Here is an 18,230-nt window from a genome sequence, read left to right on the forward strand (position 1 = left end):
CGGCACCGTCCCGGGGGCCGGTACGGCCGGCGCGCCCGCTGCGCCCGCCGCTCTCACCGCGTCCCCTGGGCCACGTGGCCGACCAGCAGCGGGAAGCTGTCGAGGTGGGCGGCGCCGCCGCCGAGGTCGAGGACGACGTCGAACTCCTCCTCCACCGCGTCGATGAGGCGCAGCAGCGCGAGCGAGGTGACGCCGAGCGCGGACAGCGAGGCTTCGGGGGACGCGCCGGTGGCGAGGACCTCCTCGGGTGTGATCCGGCCGTCGCAGGCGTCGGAGATCATCCGGGCCAGCCGGGCGGCGAGGCCGTCGTCGGCGGGGCCCCCGGTCCCGCCGGTCCCACCGGTCTCCTCGGCTTCCCCGGTCTCCCCGGCGGCGCCGGTGCCCGTGAGGCCGTCGGCGTGTCCCGTCTCCCCCGCCGCGCCGGCGCCCGCGAGACCCCCTGCGTCCCCCGCGGCGGTGTCCCGGGCGGTCATGCCCGTGCCCGCCGGAGGCTGAGCGGGCGCATGTCCGTCCACACCTTCTCGATGTGGGCGAGGCAGTCCTCCCTCGTCCCCTCGAAGCCCTCGGCCCGCCAGCCGTCGGGCAGCTCCCGGCCGGCGGGCCAGACGGAGTACTGCTCCTCATCGTTCAGCACCACGAGGAAACTCATGCGATGACCTCTTCTTCCTTCTTCTCCGTCTTCTCGGTGTCCGGTGCGGTGCCCTCCGCGCCCTCCGCGGTGTCCCTCTCGGCGTCCGGCACGGAACCCGTACCGGTGGCCGTACCGGAGCCCGCGCCGGGGTCCGTCCCGGCGGCGCTTCCGGCGCCGCCTCCGGCGGCGCGGGCACGGCTCCGCACCGCCTCGAACCCGACCAGGTCGTCGGGGAGCGCGTCCGGCACGTCGGTGTCGAACCGCGCCAGCACCCGCACCCGCATCGCGGTCAGCGCGACGGCCGCGATGGCCAGGCCGAAGCAGGCGTACATGAACCCGATGCCGCGGCCCTCGCCGGTGCCGATCAGCGCGCCGACGGTGCCCGCGAGCGGCCCGCCGGGCGCCAGCAGCGGCTCGAACACCCGCCCGGCGTACGGCGCGACGAGGCCGAAGCCGATGGGCAGCGTGGACCAGGCGACGAGGGTGTTGAGCGCGATGACCCGGCCGTGGAACCGCTGCGGCACCTTGACCTGGATGATCGTGGCGTAGACGCCGTTGAGCATGGTCAGGCAGAGCGACATGCCGAACGCGCCGGCCGCGATCAGCGGCAGGCTCGCCCGCAGGCCGGTGAGCACGCAGAACACCGACAGGGCGAGCGTGGCCAGCAGCACGCCGCGCAGCCGCCGGCGGCGCGGGCCGCCCCAGGCGGTCATCGCGAACCCGCCGAGGAAGACGCCGAGGCCGCCGAAGAACGAGACCCGGCCGACGTCGTCGAGCCCGGCGAACGACAGCACCAGCGGGGAGATCATCAGGAACAGCGGCGACAGGAAGACGTTGAGCACCGCGAAGAACAGCAGCATGCCGCGGAAGCCGGGGTTGCCCCACGAGTGGCGGACGCCGTTCGCCATCTCGGCCATGACGCTCTCGCGGCGGCGCCACGGCATGCCCGCGGGGAACCGGACGAACAGCAGGACGCCCGTGGCGACCACGTAGCTGGCCACGTCGATGGCGAGGATGCCGCCGAGGCCGATGACCGCCATCAGACCGGTCGCGATCAGCGGCACGACGAGCTGGGCGGTGCCGGTGGCCATCTGCACGACGCCGTTGGCGTGGCCGAGGAACCGCTTGGGGACGAGCTGCGGGATCGCCGAGCCGTAGGCGAAGCGCTGGAAGGTCAGCGCGACCGACAGGCAGGCCAGCAGCGGGTAGATGTGCCAGACCTGCAGGTTGCCGGTCCACAGCAGGACGCCCAGGATGAGCTGGGTCCCGCCGGCGGCGATGTCGCCGCCGAGCATGACCTTCCGCCGGTCGTGGCGGTCGACGATGGCCCCGGCGAGCGGCGCCACCAGCATGCCGGGCACCAGTCCCAGCACCGCGAACAGCGCGAACTTCGCCAGCGAGCCGGTGGTGAGGTAGATCCAGATCGGGATGGCGAACTCGGTCAGCGCCGATCCGGTGATCGACACGAGCTGCCCGACCGCGACCAGCAGGAACCGCCGCATGCTGGGCCGCGGCGACCGCTGTGCGGCTCCGGCGGTTCCGGCGGAGTCGGTGGTGCCGGAGCCTTCGCCGTGGACGAGGCGCAGCGCGGGCCTGCGGTCCCCCGGCCCCCGCCCGGAGGCCGTGCCGGGTCCGCCGGCCGCGTCCGTGCCGCCGGTGCCGCCGGGGTCCCTGAGGTCGCTGAGGTCGCTGTCGCCCGCGTACCCGTTCTCCTCCGCCGGGGCGGCCGGTCCGCGGAAGCCCTCCAGCCACCAGGTGGACCCCTCCGTACGGCGCAGCGCCGCCTCCCGCCCCTCGGCCAGGGCCCGGTGGGTGCCGGTGAGGATGTCGGCCAGCTCCGCGGCCCGGTACTTGACGAAGAAGTGCCCGGCCTCGTCGAGCACCACGCAGGCGGCCGTGTCCGACAGCCGCAGCCACTCCAGGTAGCGCTCCTGGTAGAACTCGGCGGCCGGGTCCCGCTCCCCCACGACCGCGATGACGGGCGCCGCCAGCGGCTCGCGCTCCTCCTCGAACAGGCGGGTGAAGTAGCGTTCGGCCGTCCGGGTGCCCTTGCGGCGGTTGGCGATGATCAGTTTGAGCTGGTCGCGCTCGAACTCCTCGACGTCCAGGCCGGCCGCGGCGAGCGCGTTGATCCGGCCCTGGTCGGAGGTCAGCCGGTCCATGAGGTCGCCGAACCGGTCCAGGCCGCGGCCCGGCCTGGCGAAGGGGAACACCCCGCCCAGGTAGATCGCCTCGACGGGGCGGCCGGCCTCCTGGAGGAGGCGGGCGATCTCGGCGACGAGCATGACTCCGAGGCCGCAGTGGCCGTAGAGCACCAGCGGGCCTTCGACCCCGGCGAGGATCTCCTCGGCGCACCCGCGCGCCACCTCGTCGAGGGGGCGGGCCTCCTCGCCCAGCTCGTGGCCGGGCACCGCGACGGAGTACAGCGCCCAGTCGCCGGGCAGCGCGTCGGCCAGCGGCTGGTAGACGACCGCGCTGCCACCGCCGAACGGCACGCACACCAGCGTCGCGGTCGCGGCGCGGGCGGGGGTGAGCCGGTGCAGCAGGCCGCGCGGCCCGTCGTCGCCGGCCTCCAGCAGCCGGGCCAGGTCGGCGACCGTTCGGTGCTTGAACAGCTCCAGTACGGTGACCGTCCGCCCGGGGACCTCCCGGCGCAACCGGGCGACGACCCGCATCGCGAGCAGGGAGTGGCCGCCCAGGTCGAAGAAGTCGTCGAGCGCGCCGACCCGTTCCAGCTCCAGGACGTCCGCCCAGATCGCGGCGACCGTCTCCTCCGCCGGGGTGCGGGGCGGGACGAACCCGGCGGCCGGGGCGTCGGCCCCGGGGTCGGGCAGCCGCGACCGGTCCACCTTGCCGTGGGACTTCAGCGGCAGCTCGTCCAGCCACACGTAGCGGGCCGGGATCATGGGGTCGGGGAGCCGGTCGGCCAGCCACGCGCGCAGCTCCGCCGCCCCGGCGGGCGCGGCTCCGCCCGGTTCGGCGGTTCCGGCGGTTCCGGCGGCCTGAACGGTTTCGAGAGGACCGGCGGTCGCGGTGGCTTCGCCGGTTCCCGCGCTCCCGGCGGTCCCCGCGCCCTCCGCCACCAGGTAGGCGACCAGCCGCCCGCCCCGCAGCTCCACGACCGCGTGCGCCACGCCCGGGAAGCCGGCGAGCACCGCCTCCACCTCCGACAGCTCCACCCGGTAGCCGCGGATCTTCACCTGGAGGTCGCGGCGGCCGAGGAACTCCAGGTCGCCGGTGGGCAGCCAGCGGCCGAGGTCGCCGGTCCGGTACATCCGGGCGCCGGGGCCGCCGTCGGGGTCGGGCAGGAACCGGTCGGCGGTCAGGCCGGGCCGTCCCAGGTAGCCGCGGGCCAGCCGGTCGCCGCCGAGGTGGATCTCGCCGGGGACGCCGACCGGGACGGGCCGCAGGTTCGCGTCCAGCACCCGGACGCGCGCCCCGGGCAGCGGCGAGCCGATCGGCAGCGCCGTCCCGGCCCCGGGGACGGCCCCCACGTCCGTCCCCAGGCCGGTGCCCGCTCCGGGCCCGGCGGACGTCCCCGATCCCGCGGACGGTCCGTGGGCGGCGCCGGGCACGGCGGCCGAAGCGGCGGCGCGGGCCGGTTCGACCGCGTGGGTGGTGACGCCGACCGTGGCCTCGGTGGGGCCGTAGTGGTTGACCACCCGGCACCGCCCGGCCGCCGCCAGCTCGGCGGCCCAGGCGCGCGGCGCGGCCTCGCCGCCCAGGATCAGCAGCTCGGCGGGGAGCAGCTCGTCCATGGGCGTGTCGGCCAGCAGCGCCGCCAGGTGGGACGGGGTGATCTTCAGGTGGCCGACGCGGTGCTCGCGGAGGTAGGCGGCCAGCTCGGGCCCCGCCGTACGGGACGGGACGAGGTGGAGCGTGCCGCCGGTCATCAGGCACAGGTAGAAGACGGTCACGCCGAAGTCGAAGGCGAGCGACTGCAGCAGCGCGAACACCCCGCCCGGCTCCACCTCCAGCCTTTCCCGCGCCCCGGCGAGGTAGACCGCGACCTGCCGGTGCTGCACGGCCACGCCCTTGGGCCGCCCGGTGGTTCCGGAGGTGTAGATGACGTAGGCCAGGTCGCCGGGGGTGACGCCGCTGTCCACCGGCCCGGGGTCGGGTCCGCCGGGGTCGGCGGGATCGACCGCCGGCAGGTCGCCCGGCAGGCGGTCGCGCAGCTCCGGCACGGTGACGACCGCCCGCGCGCCGGCGTCCGACAGCACGTAGGCGAGCCGTTCCGCGGGGTGCTCGGGGTCCAGCGGGAGGTAGGCGGCCCCGGACTTCAGCACGCCGAGCACCGCGACCGCCAGGTCGGCCGACTGCTCCAGGCAGATCGCGACCCGGTCGTCCGGGCCCACGCCGAGCCGCCGCAGCGCGTGGGCCAGGTGCCCGGCGCGCCGTTCCAGCTCCGCGTAGGTGAGCGAGACGTCCCCGGCGACGACGGCGACGGCGTCCGGGGTGCGTCCGGCCTGCGCGGAGACGGCCCCGTGCAGCAGACCGTCCCCGGCGGGCGTGGCGGGGGCCGAGCCGCCGAACAGCTCGACCCGGCGGCGCTCGTCCGGCGGGAGCAGCTCCAGCTCGGAGATCGGCGTGTCCGGATCGGCGGCGGCGGACCTCAGCAGGGTCTCGAAGCAGGCGGCCATCCGCTCGACGGTGTCGGGGCGGAACAGCGCGGTGCTGTAGGTGAGGTTGCCGCGCAGCCCCTCGGGGGTCTCGAACAGGTACAGCGCCAGGTCGAAGCGGCTGGCCGAGGTCTCGACCGGGAAGGCGGACATGGTCAGCCCGGGGGTGCGCAGCGGCGCCGACCGGTAGTTCTGCAGCGCGAACATCACCTGGAAGACCGGTGAGCGGCTGACGTCCCGTTCCACGGCCAGCTCGGTGACCAGCCGGTCGAACGGCAGGTCCTGGTGGGCGTAGGCGTCGAGCGCGGTCTCCCTGACCCGGTCGAGGAGTTCGGCGAACGTGGGGTCGCCCGACAGGTCGGCGCGCATCGGCAGCGAGTTGACGAACACGCCGACCACGCGCTCCAGCTCCGGCAGGTTCCGCCCGGAGACCGGGGAGCCGACCGCGAAGTCCTCCTGCCCGGCGTAGCGGCCGAGCAGCACCTGGAAGGCGGCCAGCAGCGTCATGTACGGCGTGGCCCCGCGCGCCCGGCCGATCTCGGCGACCGCCTCGCTGAGCCCGGGGTCCAGCGCGAGGCCGTGGACGGCGCCCTCCCAGCGCTGCTCGGCGGGCCGGGGCCGGTCGGCGGGCAGTTCCAGGGGCGGCAGCCCGGCCAGCTTCTCCCGCCAGTAGCCGATCTCGCGGTCGTGGTCCCGGCCCGCCAGCCAGCAGGCGTAGTCGCCGTACTGCGGCGGCGCCGGTGCGAGGCCGCTCTCGCCGCCCCGGCGGCGGGCGTCGTGCAGGGCGAGCAGCTCCTCCATGACGATGTCGCAGGACCAGCCGTCGGTGACGGCGTGGTGCATGGTGAGCAGCAGCACGTGGTTGCGCGGGGCGAGCCGGACCAGCAGCGCCCGCAGCAGCGGGCCGCGGGCGAGGTCGAAGGACCGGGCTGTCTCCCGGTCCACCGCGGCGAGGTCGTCGGTGACGGTCAGCTCCGCGGCGGGCGTCTCGTCGATCACGACGCCGGGTCCGCCGTCCTCGGTGGTGACCAGCCGGGTGCGCAGGCTCTCGTGCCGGGCGGCCACGTCGGTGAGCGCCCCGGCGAGGGCGTCCTCGTCGATCTCGCCTTCCAGCCGGGCCGCGAACGCCACGGTGTAGGCGGCGGTGCCCGGGGCGTACTGCTCCAGGAACCACAGCCGCTCCTGGGCGGGGGACAGCGGCGGCACGGTGCCCGGCGGGCGCGGCGGGACGGCGGCGGCGACGGCCCGGCCGCCCAGCCGCCGGGCCAGCAGCGCCTGTTTGGCCGGCGAGAGACTGGCGTGCGTCACCTGAGACCTCCGTGCTCAAGGGGGGAGGGGAACGGTGCGGCGTTCCCCGGCGGCGGAGTGGGAGGAGCCGCCCTTCCGGGCGGTTTCCATGACGGGCTGCCGGACCGGGCGGCCCGGTCCGGGGACGTGTTCACAAGGACGGGTGCGGCGCGGGTGTCCCCGGCGCCGAGGGGTGCGGGCGCTCGGCGGCACGGGTGCCGGTCCGGGCACTCCGCGGGCCGATCGGGCCGCGATTGGTGGGAGCGTTCCCACGGAGGAGGCTAGGGATCGCCCGGGAATGCCGTCAAGGTTTCAGGATTGTTTTCAAACTGTCAGGAGTACGGAATGTTAGTTGTTATGGTTTTTTCCGCAGTTAAGGGCGATTTATCCCGCGACACCCTTTCGACGGGAAGCCTTTCCTGATTGACACGGACCGGACCGGCTCCTACGCTCCGCTGGGAGCGCTCCCATGCCGATGTGCCATTTTCGCGGCCGAGCGTGTCGTCCGGCCGCCGACGCCAGGAGCGCCCACGTGACCGTCACCGTCCCCGCACCCACGGGCACCACGCCCTCGGGCGCACGGAGAACACCGCCGCCGGAGCCGGAGGACCTGGAACTCCTCCTGCTGATCCGGCACTTCGAGCTCACCCTCCTCAGGCTCTTCGAGGCGGGTGAGCTGAGCGGCACCACCCACACCTGCCTGGGCCAGGAGTACATCCCGGTCGCGCTGTCGCGGCTGCTCGGCGACGACGACTTCGTGCTCAGCAACCACCGGGGGCACGGCCACTTCCTGGCCAGGCACGCCGAGCCGTACGGGCTGCTCGCGGAGATCATGGGCCGCGAGGGCGCGCTCTGCGCGGGCGTCGGCGGCAGCCAGCACGTCTACCACCGGCACTTCCTCTCCACCGGGGTCCAGGGCGAGAGCCTGCCGGTGGCGACCGGCGTGGCGCTCGCCCTCAAGGGCACCGGCGCGCTGGCCTGCGCCTACATCGGCGACGGCACCTGGGGTGAGGGCGCGGTCTACGAGGCGCTCAACATGGCCCAGCTCTGGCGGGTCCCGCTGCTGGTGGTGGTCGAGCACAACGGGATCGCCCAGTCCACCCCGACGGCCGCGCAGATGTCCGGCCGCGTCGCCGCCCGCGCCGCCGCCTTCGACGTGCTGCACCACCGTGTGACGTCCCTGGAGGTCGGCGAGATCCGCACCGAGCTGGCGCCGCTGGTCGCCATGGTCCGCCAGGACTCGCGGCCGCTGGTGGTGGAGTTCGCCACCCACCGGGCCGGCCCGCACAGCAAGGGCGACGACACCCGCTCCCCCGAGGAGATCGCCCTGGCCGCCGCCCACGACTGGTACGACCGCTACGCCCGGCTGTTCCCCGAGCCCTTCGCGCGGATCGACCGCGAGCGGCGCGAACTGGTCGAGCGGATCGCGGCCGAGGTCACCGCCCGTCCGCCGTCGGCGTGGGAGCGGCCGTGACCCGCGTCTCCGAGCACCTCAACCACGCCCTGCACGACCTGATGGAGACCGACCCCGACGTGCACCTGCTCGGCGAGGACGTCTCCGACCCCTACGGCGGCGCCTTCAAGGTCACCCGGGGGCTGTCCACCCGGTTCGGCGACCGGGTGCGGTCCACCCCGCTGAGCGAGGGCGCGATCGCCGGGGTCGGGGCCGGGCTCGCCCTGGCCGGGCGCAAGGCGATCGTCGAGATCATGTTCGCCGACTTCGTCGCGCTCGCCTTCGACCAGATCGTGAACTTCGCCGCCAAGTCCACCGCCATGTACGGCCGGCCGGTGCCGATCCCGCTGGTCGTCCGCTGCCCGTCGGGCGGCAACCGCGGCTACGGCCCCACCCACAGCCAGAGCCCGCAGAAGCACTTCATCGGCGTCCCCGGGCTGTCGCTGTTCGAGATGACCCCGTTCCACGACGCGGGCGAGCTGTTCGCGCGGATGTTCGCGCTCGGGCGGCCCTGCCTGTTCTTCGAGGACAAGGTCCTCTACACCCGGCGGATGTACGAGGGCGGCGTGGTGGACGACCTGTTCCGCTACGAGGTGGCCGGGGACGTCGCCCGGGTCCGCCTGGACGGCGTGGCCGAACCCGACTGCGCGATCGTCGTCCACGGCGGCATGGTCCACCGGGCGCTCGACGCCATGCGCGTCCTGCTGCTGGAGGACGACATCGCCTGCGAGCTGCTGGTGCCCGCCCGGCTCCACCCGCTGCCGGAGCTGCCCGGCCTGGAGCGCGCCCGGCACGTGTGCGTCGTGGAGGACGGCAGCGAGGGCGGCACCTGGGGGGCCGAGGTCGCCCGGGTGCTGCACCCGAGGCTCTGGTCCTCCCTGCGCCGGCCGATCACCCTGCTCAGCGCGGCCGACAGCGTCATCCCGGCCGCGCCCCACCTGGAACGCGAAGTCCTCGTCCAGTCCGCCCGCATCCGGGACGCGATCGTGGAGGCCCTGTCTTGATCGAGGTCCGGGTACCGAAGCTGAACAACAACGACGCCGCCTACCTGCTGGTGGAGTGGACCGCCGAGGACGGCCAGGCCGTGCGGGGCGGCGACCCGCTGGTGGTGCTGGAGACGTCCAAGGCGGCCGAGGAGCTGACCGCCGAGGCGGACGGCACGCTGCTGCGCCTCCTGGCCGAGGGCGCCGAGTGCGCGCCCGGCCAGGTGATCGCCCGGCTGCTCGGCGAGGGAGAGGAGCCGGGAGGCCCGGCCGGAGCGGGGTCCTCCGGCCGGGCACTCCCCCCGGCGGATCCCGCCGGGGCCGGACACCCGGAGGCGGCGGGGGCCGACGGCGTCCACTCGGACGGCTCCGGCGGCTCCGGCGGTCCCGGCGGCTCGATGGCGGACGGCAGCCGCGCGGACGGTCCCGGCGGCCCCGGCGGCCCCGGTGGCTCGGTGACGGACGGCAGCCGCGCGGACGGTCCCGGCGGCCCCGGCGGCCCCGGTGGCTCGGTGACGGACGGCAGCCGCGCGGACGGCGTCGACGGCTCGCGGGCCCCGGAGGGGATCGTCATCACCGAGCCCGCCCGGCGGTTCATGGCGGAGCACGGCATCTCCGCCGGGCGGGTGCTGGCCCTGGGCAGGAAGCTGGTCCGGCGGGCCGACCTGGAGCCCCTCGTCGCGCCGGGCATCGTGCCCGCCTCCGCCGCGTCCGCTCCCGGACCGGAGGGAACCGGGCAGACCGGAGCCGGGCAGGACGAGGCCGGGCAGACCGGAGCCGGGCACGACGGGGCCGGGCCGGACGCCGCCGGGCAGACCGGGGCCGGGCACGACGAGGCCGGGCTGATCGGGCTCTCGCGGAACCAGCGGCGGATCGCCGAGGTCGTCGAGCGGTCGCACCGGGAGATCCCCGCGGCGTTCACCGCGGTGCGGGTCGACGTGACGGAGGCGCTGGTCCACGCCCGCCGGGAGACCCGGCGGGTGCGCGCCCTCGTCGGGCTGCCCGAGCTGCTCGTCGGGGCGACCGGCCGGCTGCTCGACCGTTTCCCCCTCTTCTTCGCCGCACCCGTCGACGGTCGCCGCGCCCGCCCGGCCTCCTCCGCCCATGTCGGCGTGACCGTGGACGTCGGCGGGGGGATGTTCGTCCCGGTGGTGCGGGACGCGGGGCGGCGTCCGCTCGGTGAGATCGCCCGCGACCTCACCCGGTTCCGCGAGACCGCGCTGAACGGCGCGTTCCGCGAGCGGGACCTCTCCGGCGGCAACATCACGGTCACCCTGCACACCGACGCCGCCGTCGTGGCGGCCACGCCCATCGTGTTCCCCGGCCAGATCTGCGCGCTGTCGCTCACCGCGCCGCGCCCGGAGGTGGTGGCGGAGCGCGGCGGGGGCTTCGCCGTACGGAAGGTGATCACCCTGGGGCTGGCCTACGACCACCGGTTCGTCAACGGCCGCGGTTCGGCCGAGTTCCTCGGCGCCCTCCGGGCCGCCCTGGAAACCCCGGAACCCCCGAATACCACAGAGACCACAGAGACCCCCGGGACCACAGAGACCATGGAGGACGACGGCCCGGCCGCGTGACCGGCACACCGGCCTCACGTTCCGCCGCCCCGAACCCCGGTCCCACCTCCGCGACGGCCCGCGCCACCGCGTGACCGGAAGAGCACAACGGGAGAACTATAAGTAAAGTTTCTTAAAAGAGAGCATTGACGGCGCAGGTCGGAAAGCATAACTTCCGGTCAATGACCCGTGGGGGGCGGGATCGCAGCGTACGTCCTCACCCCGGAGGTGACTCTCCCGATGTCCTCACGCCTGCGTACCGGCCTCGCCGCGGCCGGCGCGTCACTCGCACTGATCGCCTGCGCGCTGGCCGGCACGGCCGGCGCCGCCGCCGACGACGAGGCCTGCCGCCCGGACGGCCTCTACACCACCCCCGGCCTCGCCGTCCCCTTCTGCCAGGTCTACGACGAGGCGGGCCGGGAGAAGATGGGCGCCGACCATCCCCGCCGGGTCATCGGCTACTTCACCGGCTGGCGGACCGGCAAGAACGGCCAGCCCGCCTACCTCGCCAAGAACATCCCCTGGGGCAAGGTCACCCACATCAACTACGCCTTCGCGCACGTCGGCCCGGACAACAAGATCTCGGTCGGCGCCGACGGACCGGACAACGCGGCCACCGGCATGGAGTGGCCCGGCATCGACACGCCCGATCCCGGCCTGCCGTACAAGGGGCACTTCAACCTGCTGAACAAGTACAAGAAGGCCCACCCGGAGGCCAAGACGCTGATCAGCGTCGGCGGCTGGGCGGAGAGCGGCGGCTACATCGACGACGGCGGCACCCGACGGGCCTCCGGCGGCTTCTACACCATGACCACCAACGCCGACGGATCCGCCAACACCGCCGGCATCGACGCCTTCGCCGACTCGGCGGTGGCGTTCGTCAGGAAGTACGGCTTCAACGGCGTGGACATCGACTACGAGTACCCCACGTCGATGAAGGACGCGGGCCACCCGCTGGACTGGCAGATCGCCAACGCCCGCCGGCCGACGCTGATGCGGAACTACGCGCAGCTGATGAAGACCCTGCGCGACAGGCTCAACGCCGCCGCGGTCGCCGACGGCAGGTACTACATGCTGACCGTCGCCGCCCCGTCGTCCGGCTACCTGTTGCGCGGCATGGACACCTTCCAGGTCACCCAGTACCTGGACTACGTCAACATCATGTCCTACGACCTGCACGGCGCGTGGAACGAGTTCGTCGGCCCCAACGCCGCCCTCTACGACGACGGCAAGGACGCCGAGCTGGCCAAGTGGGGCGTCTACACCGCCGCCCAGTACGGCGGGATCGGCTACCTCAACACCGACTGGGCCTACCACTACTTCCGCGGAGCCGTGCAGGCCGGCCGGATCAACATCGGCGTGCCGTACTACACCCGCGGCTGGCGCAACGTCACCGGCGGCACCAACGGCCTGTGGGGCGTCTCCAAGAGCACCAGCGGATGTCCGACCGGCCTGACCACCTGCGGCGACGGCGCCCGCGGCATCGACAACCTCTGGCACGACGAGGAGAACGGCGCCGAGGTCGGCGGGGGCGGCAACCCGCTCTGGCACGCCAGGAACCTCGCCGAGGGCCGCGCCGGGTCGTACGGCCCCGCCTACGGCCTCGACCCGGCCGACCCCGAGGACCGGCTGACCGGGACCTACACCCGCCAGTACGACTCCACCATGGTCGCGCCGTGGCTGTGGAACGCCGACAAGAAGGTCTTCCTGTCCACCGAGGACGAGCAGTCCATCGCCGCCAAGGCCGCCTACGTCAGGGACAAGGGCATCGGCGGCGTGATGATCTGGGAGCTGGCCGGCGACTACGCGTGGGACTCGGCGAAGAGCGAGTGGTTCATGGGCGACACGCTCACCACGAAGCTGTACGACACGCTCAGGACCGCCGCGCCGTACGGCGCCACCCGCGCCAAGGTGAACGTGCCCGCCGAGAAGCTCGACGTGCAGGTGGAGATCGGCGGGTTCCCGGTCGGCGACAGCAACTACCCGATCACCGGCAAGCTGAAGATCACCAACAGGTCGACGACGACCATCCCCGGCGGCGCCGAGTTCCAGTGGGACTACGCCAGCTCCGCCCCCGGAACCGCCAGGGACCAGTCCGGCTACGGCCTCACCGTGATCAGCAGCGAGCACACCGCGAACAACAACGTCGGCGGCCTGAAGGGCGACTTCAACCGCGTCTCGTTCAAGCTGCGGGCCTCCGAACCGCTCGCCCCCGGCGCGTCGGTCACCATCGACTACGTCTACTACCTGCCCGCCCCGACCCCGGCGAACTTCACGGTGAGCTTCGGCGGCAGGACCTACGGCCTGACCGCCGACCACGCCCGCGGCGGCGTGGTCGTCAACCCGACGCCGACCCCGACCGGCCCGACCGGCGGCACCGGCGACTGCACCGCTCCCGCGTGGTCGGCCACCCAGGTCTACACCGGCGGAGCCAGGGTGTCCCACCGGGGCAGGCAGTGGGAGGCCAGGTGGTGGACCCAGAACAACGAGCCGGGCACCGGCGACACCTGGAAGGACCTGGGTTCCTGCTCCGGCGCCACCCCCACCGCCACCCCGACGGCGACCCCGACCGCCACCCCGACGATGACCCCGACCGTGACCCCGACCGTGACCCCCACGGCGACCCCCACGGCGACTCCGACGGCGACCCCGACCGGCGCCTACCCGGCGTGGAAGGCCGGCACGGCCTACACGGCCGGCGTCCGGGTCACCCACGCGGGCGTCGGCTACGAGTGCCGTCAGGCGCACACCGCCGTGGCGGGCTGGGAACCGCCGAACGTCCCCGCCCTCTGGCTGCGGCTCCCCTGAGGCCCGTCCGGCGGTCCGGAGTGGCGGGGTCAGAGCATGACGGACGCCGAGGCGAGGTAGCGGCCGGCGACCTCGTGTGAGGATCGGAAGACCGCTGCCGTGCCGGTGACGTGAGCGTCACCGGCACGGCAGCGGTCGTTCGGCGGGTGGTCTCCTCCGTTCGGCGCAGGTCGGACAGGCGGGTGCCGATCAGCCTGAGGCGGTCGCCGCCGGCGTCGAGGGCCCCGGTCACCGCGCCCATGACCGCCGGCGGCGTGCGCGGTCCGTGGGATACGTCGGCGGCGAACCGGCGCGCCCGTGCCTCCATGGCGCGCAACACGGCGGCGTCGGCCTGGAGTGTGGCCGCCATCGTGTCGGAGGTCCGGCCGGGGACGAACGGCCACGGGCCGCTCGGTTCCCCGGGCGAGGGCCGGTGATGGGACCATGGCGGGGTCATGCAGAACCCAACGGAAGGTCACGACCGGTGAGGCGGCTACTCACGGTCCTGCTGCTCGCATGCTCCGCGCTGCTCGGCGTGGTCGCCCCCGCGCAGGCCCACAACATCCTGATCGGCAGCGATCCGAAGGACGGCGCCCGGCTCTCCGCCGGGCCCGAGCGGATCACACTGACGTTCGACCAGTCGGCACGGCAGGGCTTCGCCCAGATCAGCGTGACCGGGCCCGACGGCACCCGCTGGGAGGACGGCGCGACGACCGTGAACGGCCCGAAGGTCGGCGTGGCCCTCAAGCCGCTGGGCCCGGCCGGTGAGTACGCCGTGGGCTATCGCATCCTGTCCTCCGACGGCCACCCGATATCCGGGAAGATCACCTTCACCCTGACCGCCGCCGGGCCGGGCGCCGCCGCCTCACCGCAGGCGGTCTCCTCCGCGTCCCCCGCTTCCCCCGGGGCCGCGGACTCCGGGGCCTCCCCCGCGTCCCAGGGCTCCGCCACGCTCGGCTCACCCGAACTGAGCGCCCAGGCCGCCGAGGCCGCGCAGAACGGCGGCGCCGGGATGGCGGTGCTGTGGATCGGCGCGGCGCTCGTCCTGCTGGGCGGGGCCACCGTGGTGGCGATGCGCCGTGCCGGCGGGCGGGAGGCGCAGCGATGACCGCGTCCTCGGAGACCGCGGGACCCGCGGCGACCTCCGGCGCCGGGAGGTCCGAAGAGGCCGGCACGGCCCGGAAGCCGGAGAACGCCGGGGAGACCGGCCAGGCCGTGGAGACCGTGGAGGCTGCGGAGATCCCGGAGACCGGGGGGCGCGCCCCGCGGGCGCGCACGGCCCTGCGGCTGGTCACCGGCGGGTTCGTGTCGGGAGCCGTGCTCGCCGTGCTCGCCGCGACGACACTGACCGCCGAGGAGGCCGTACCCGGCATCCCGCTGCCCGGACCGCTCGTGGAGTACGGCCTGCCGGTGCTGCGGGTGCTGCTGGACCTGGCGGCCGTGGCGGTGGTCGGGCTGAGCGTGCTGCCCCGGCTGCTCGGCTTCGACGACGAGGAGCGGACCGAGCCGGTGCTGCGCCGCGCCCGGCCGGCCGCGGTGACGTTCGCCTGGGCGTGGGCGGTGCTGGCGCTGGCCGTCATCGTCTTCCAGACCGCCCAGCTCAACCCGGGGACCGTCCCCACCCCGCAGATGATCGCCGAGTACGTCAACGACGTCGGCGCGGGCCAGGGGATGCTGTTCAGCGCCGCCTGCGCGCTCGCCTACGCCGGGATAGGGCTGCTGGCCGTGCGGTTCGGCGAGAAGGTCCCCGCCGAGCTGCGGATCGTGATCGCCTTCTTCGGGCTGCTGCCGATCCCGGTCACCGGCCACGCCGTCGACTCGGTCTGGCACGACCCCATCATGATCTCGATGGAGCTGCACGTGATGGGGTCGGCCGCGTGGACCGGCGGGCTGGTCGCCGTCATCGCGCTGGTCGCCGCCGACCGCGAGCTGCTGGCCCGGACCCTGCCGAAGTTCTCCAGGCTGGCCACCCTGGCGCTGATCCTGGTGACCGTCTCCGGCCTGGTGAACGGCCTGGCCTCGATGGCGCTGACCCGCGGCGTCCAACTGCCGGACGCGATTCTCACCAGCGACTACGGCCTGCTGGTGGTGGCCAAGACGGTGTGCGTGGCGCTGCTGATCCCGTTCGCCGCCCACATCAGGTTCCGTCTGCTGCCGCGGGTCGCCGCGCGGCAGCGTACGGCGGTCGTCGCCTGGGCGGCGGCCGAGATCACCGTGATGGGCCTGGCCTACGGCGCCGCGGTGGCGCTGACCACGGCCTCCATGTCCTAGGCGACCTGCGGCCGGCGGCGCCGCGCGAACCACTCGACGCCCAGCCACAGGGCGGCGAGCAGGACGCCGCCGGCCAGCATGGTCGTCGGCGGCACCAGGGGCGGGGAGGTGAACAGCGCGTTCTGCACCCGCAGCGCCTGGTCGAGCACGACGGTGACGCCGAGCGCGCCGACCACCGCCCGGACCACGGGGATGGGGATGAGGAACGCCAGGTCGACGGCGACCGCCCCGGCGATCAGGAAGACCGGCACCGCCGAGTGGGGGAAGCCGGCGACCGCGAGCAGCGGCCAGATCAGGGTGCGGTAGGCGACGTAGGCGGCGGCCACCGAGGTCGCGGCGAACATCCGGCCGATCATCGCGCGGGCGACGATGAGCACGATCATGGCGGCGGCCGCCGCGTAGAGCGGGTACACCGCGTCGGGCACGGGCAGCGTGAAGTTGGCCATCATCACCCGGTCCACCGGCCGGCCCATCTGGTCGGCGGCGAACTGCAGCAGGATGGGCTCGGCCTCCGGCTTGCCGCGGTCCCAGGCGGCCAGGCCGAACACGCCGTACTCCTGGTGCTGCGCCGGGAACCAGACGTTCTCGAAGAGGAAGACGAACAGCGCGCCGAGGACGGCCGTCCGGGTCCGTCCGGCGGGAGCTCCCATGTACCAGCCGCGGATCACACCGCAGATCATGAAGAGCGTGCCGATGTAGAGCAGCATGTGCGACGGGCTCCACGACGTGATGTCGAGCCCGTTGACGCGGTGGTTGATCAGGTCGAGGGGCACCGCGAGCAGGAAGACGCCGGTGCCCCAGCCGATGAGGCGCTGGGCCAGGCGGTCCACACCGTAACCGGTGTAGAGGTGGACGACCGTCAGCGCGAGGGCGACGGCCGTGCCGACGCTGTTCAGCAGGTGCGGCGGCGCCAGGTCGTCGCGGAGCCACTTGAAGTGCCAGGAGACGTCCCAGGAAGCGCCGAGGACCTTGAAGGCGAACGCCACCAGCCACCCGGTGTACAGGACCCTGAACAGGTCTTCCGGGGTCTCGCGACCCGCCGGCCCCCGGGTCCACAGGGGCAGCGCCCACTCCACGATCGGAGTGGCTCTTCGTTTGAGGCTCTGGACTGACTTCACGCGTCGAAATGATGCCCGTGCCCGCCCTGGCTCCGCAATCGGGGACATCCCTTAGCTTGTCGTTCAACGTCCGATCTTCACAGGGAACCGGCGGCCGGACAGGGCGGAAGCGGGTTCGGCGGGCGCGCTACGGCGGCCCGGTCAGGCGCAGACGGGTGCGGGACGGAGCCGACGGCGGCAGCGCGGCGACGATGTCGGCGAGCGAGGTCGCGGCGAGGCTGCGCCGCCAGGCCCGGTGGGCTTCGGCCATCTTCTCGGCGAGGATGCAGGGGGTCCGGCATTCTTCAGCGGGCAGTGCCCCCCGTCCCTGCTGACGGATCTCGCGGCACTCGTACGGCGAGGAAGCGCCGTCGACCGCCTCGACGAGCTGCAGAAGCGTGATCTCGGAAGTGGGCCGGGCCAGCCGGAACCCACCGCGCGGGCCGGTCGTCGCGGACAGTACGCCGGCCTTGACCAGCGCCTGCAGTTGCTTGGCGAGATAGGCCGCGGGCAGGTCGAAGTACTGGGCGAGCTGTGCCGCCGACGCGGTGTCCCCCGGCTTGAGCTGCGCCAGCGACGCGGCGCAGTGCAACAGCCATTCCGTGCTCACGGGCAGCTTCATGACCCCGATCCTATCGGAGACATTGCGGATCTATTTAGTCCGAGATAATATCCGGCGGCAACGGAGAGACAGAGGAGAGATCACCATGCCGACCGTGCGAGTCGCCGTCGCCGGAGCGACCGGGAACATCGGGGCCCTCACCGCCACCGCCCTGGAACGGGCCGGGCACCACGTCATACGCGTCAGCCGCTCACTCGGTGTGGACCTGACCACCGGTGACGGCCTCGACGCCGCACTGGCCGGCGTCGAGGCCGTCGTGGACGCCACGAACTGCACGGCGACCGACCGGGACGAGGCGGTGGCGTACTTCGGCGCCACCACCCGGAACCTGCTCGCCGCCGGGGAGCGGGCCGGCGTCCGCCACCACGTGCTGCTCTCGATCGCCGGCATCGACCGCGTCGAGGGCAACGCGCACTACGCCGGCAAGCGCGAGCAGGAACGCCTCGTGGCCGAGGGCCCGGTGCCGTGGACGATCGTTCCGGCCACCCAGTTCCACGACTTCGCCGCGATGGTGACGAGCTGGACCGAGCAGGACGGCGTCGCCACCGTCGCGCCGCTGCTCATCCAGCCCATCGCGCCCGAGGACGTGGCGGACATCCTCGCCGAGATCGCCGTGGGCGCGCCTCGGGGGCGCCACCCCGAGATCACCGGCCCCGAGCCGCAGGACCTGGTGGACATGGCCCGGCGCACCAACGACGCGCGCGGCCGCGTGGTCGAACTCGTGCCGACGTGGTCGTCGCTGTTCGGCCCGGAGATGGCCGGTGAGGTACTGCTGCCCCGCGCGGGCGCCCGCATCGCGCCGACTACCTTCGACGAGTGGCTCGCGAAGCAGCGATAGCCGCCGGGTGACGGCCGCCCCGCCGCGTCGCCTTTCACCGCGATCACGGCGGGTGGTACCGCTTCGGCCTCCCACGGGGCTTC

The 18,230-nt window shown here is 73.9% G+C and carries 12 protein-coding genes; 7 read left to right on the forward strand and 5 right to left on the reverse strand.

Going from position 1 to position 18,230, the window contains the following annotated elements; all coding sequences use genetic code 11:
• Window positions 1–53: 53 nt before the first annotated feature.
• Genes IEZ10_RS39805 through IEZ10_RS06030 form a run of 3 tightly spaced genes read right to left on the reverse strand, consistent with a single transcriptional unit; the run spans window position 54 to window position 6,561 of the window.
• Window positions 54–473: an acyl carrier protein gene (locus tag IEZ10_RS39805; RefSeq protein ID WP_268246285.1), complete on the reverse strand. Its 420-nt coding sequence runs from the start codon at window positions 471–473 to the stop codon at window positions 54–56.
• A complete protein-coding gene (locus IEZ10_RS06025; protein ID WP_189245447.1) occupies window positions 470–649 on the reverse strand; it encodes an MbtH family protein in 180 nt (59 codons plus the stop codon). The genes IEZ10_RS39805 and IEZ10_RS06025 overlap by 4 nt, the downstream gene beginning before the upstream one ends.
• A complete protein-coding gene (locus IEZ10_RS06030) occupies window positions 646–6,561 on the reverse strand; it encodes a non-ribosomal peptide synthetase/MFS transporter (RefSeq protein ID WP_189245448.1) in 5,916 nt (1,971 codons plus the stop codon). Before IEZ10_RS06030 ends, IEZ10_RS06025 begins: the two co-directional genes overlap by 4 nt.
• A gap of 511 nt (window positions 6,562–7,072) precedes the next feature.
• On the opposite strand from IEZ10_RS06030, the gene IEZ10_RS06035 reads away from it, so the two are divergent.
• The 6 genes from IEZ10_RS06035 to IEZ10_RS06060 all read left to right on the forward strand — a co-directional run bounded on the left by IEZ10_RS06035 (window position 7,073) and on the right by IEZ10_RS06060 (window position 15,590).
• The gene (locus IEZ10_RS06035; RefSeq protein ID WP_229810987.1) at window positions 7,073–8,014 is read left to right on the forward strand and encodes a thiamine pyrophosphate-dependent dehydrogenase E1 component subunit alpha; all 942 of its coding nucleotides are present in this window, start codon (window positions 7,073–7,075) and stop codon (window positions 8,012–8,014) included.
• Window positions 8,011–8,997 carry an alpha-ketoacid dehydrogenase subunit beta gene (locus IEZ10_RS06040; RefSeq protein ID WP_189245449.1) on the forward strand — a complete coding sequence of 329 codons (987 nt, stop codon included), beginning with the start codon at window positions 8,011–8,013 and terminating at the stop codon, window positions 8,995–8,997. Before IEZ10_RS06035 ends, IEZ10_RS06040 begins: the two co-directional genes overlap by 4 nt.
• On the forward strand, window positions 8,994–10,553 hold the full coding sequence (locus IEZ10_RS06045) for a 2-oxo acid dehydrogenase subunit E2 (RefSeq protein WP_189245450.1): 1,560 nt from the start codon (window positions 8,994–8,996) through the stop codon (window positions 10,551–10,553). Before IEZ10_RS06040 ends, IEZ10_RS06045 begins: the two co-directional genes overlap by 4 nt.
• A gap of 219 nt (window positions 10,554–10,772) precedes the next feature.
• Entirely contained in the window at window positions 10,773–13,340 is a 2,568-nt protein-coding gene (locus IEZ10_RS06050; RefSeq protein WP_189245451.1) for a chitinase C-terminal domain-containing protein, read from the forward strand.
• A 463-nt stretch (window positions 13,341–13,803) separates the two neighbouring features.
• A complete protein-coding gene (locus IEZ10_RS06055; protein ID WP_189245452.1) occupies window positions 13,804–14,427 on the forward strand; it encodes a copper resistance CopC family protein in 624 nt (207 codons plus the stop codon).
• Window positions 14,424–15,590 carry a CopD family protein gene (locus IEZ10_RS06060; RefSeq protein WP_229810988.1) on the forward strand — a complete coding sequence of 389 codons (1,167 nt, stop codon included), beginning with the start codon at window positions 14,424–14,426 and terminating at the stop codon, window positions 15,588–15,590. The genes IEZ10_RS06055 and IEZ10_RS06060 overlap by 4 nt, the downstream gene beginning before the upstream one ends.
• On the opposite strand, the gene IEZ10_RS06065 is transcribed toward IEZ10_RS06060, so the two are convergent.
• Both IEZ10_RS06065 and IEZ10_RS06070 read right to left on the reverse strand, forming a co-directional pair.
• Window positions 15,587–16,708: a hypothetical protein gene (locus tag IEZ10_RS06065; protein WP_189245453.1), complete on the reverse strand. Its 1,122-nt coding sequence runs from the start codon at window positions 16,706–16,708 to the stop codon at window positions 15,587–15,589. The two genes, IEZ10_RS06060 and IEZ10_RS06065, sit on opposite strands and share 4 nt — an antisense overlap.
• A gap of 127 nt (window positions 16,709–16,835) precedes the next feature.
• The gene (locus tag IEZ10_RS06070) at window positions 16,836–17,309 is read right to left on the reverse strand and encodes an RrF2 family transcriptional regulator (protein ID WP_189245454.1); all 474 of its coding nucleotides are present in this window, start codon (window positions 17,307–17,309) and stop codon (window positions 16,836–16,838) included.
• A gap of 85 nt (window positions 17,310–17,394) precedes the next feature.
• On the opposite strand from IEZ10_RS06070, the gene IEZ10_RS06075 reads away from it, so the two are divergent.
• The gene (locus IEZ10_RS06075) at window positions 17,395–18,147 is read left to right on the forward strand and encodes an SDR family oxidoreductase (RefSeq protein WP_308426248.1); all 753 of its coding nucleotides are present in this window, start codon (window positions 17,395–17,397) and stop codon (window positions 18,145–18,147) included.
• The last annotated feature ends 83 nt before the right edge of the window (window positions 18,148–18,230 follow it).

The organism is Streptosporangium pseudovulgare (assembly GCF_014648055.1).
Taxonomy (GTDB): Bacteria; Actinomycetota; Actinomycetes; order Streptosporangiales; family Streptosporangiaceae; genus Streptosporangium; species Streptosporangium pseudovulgare.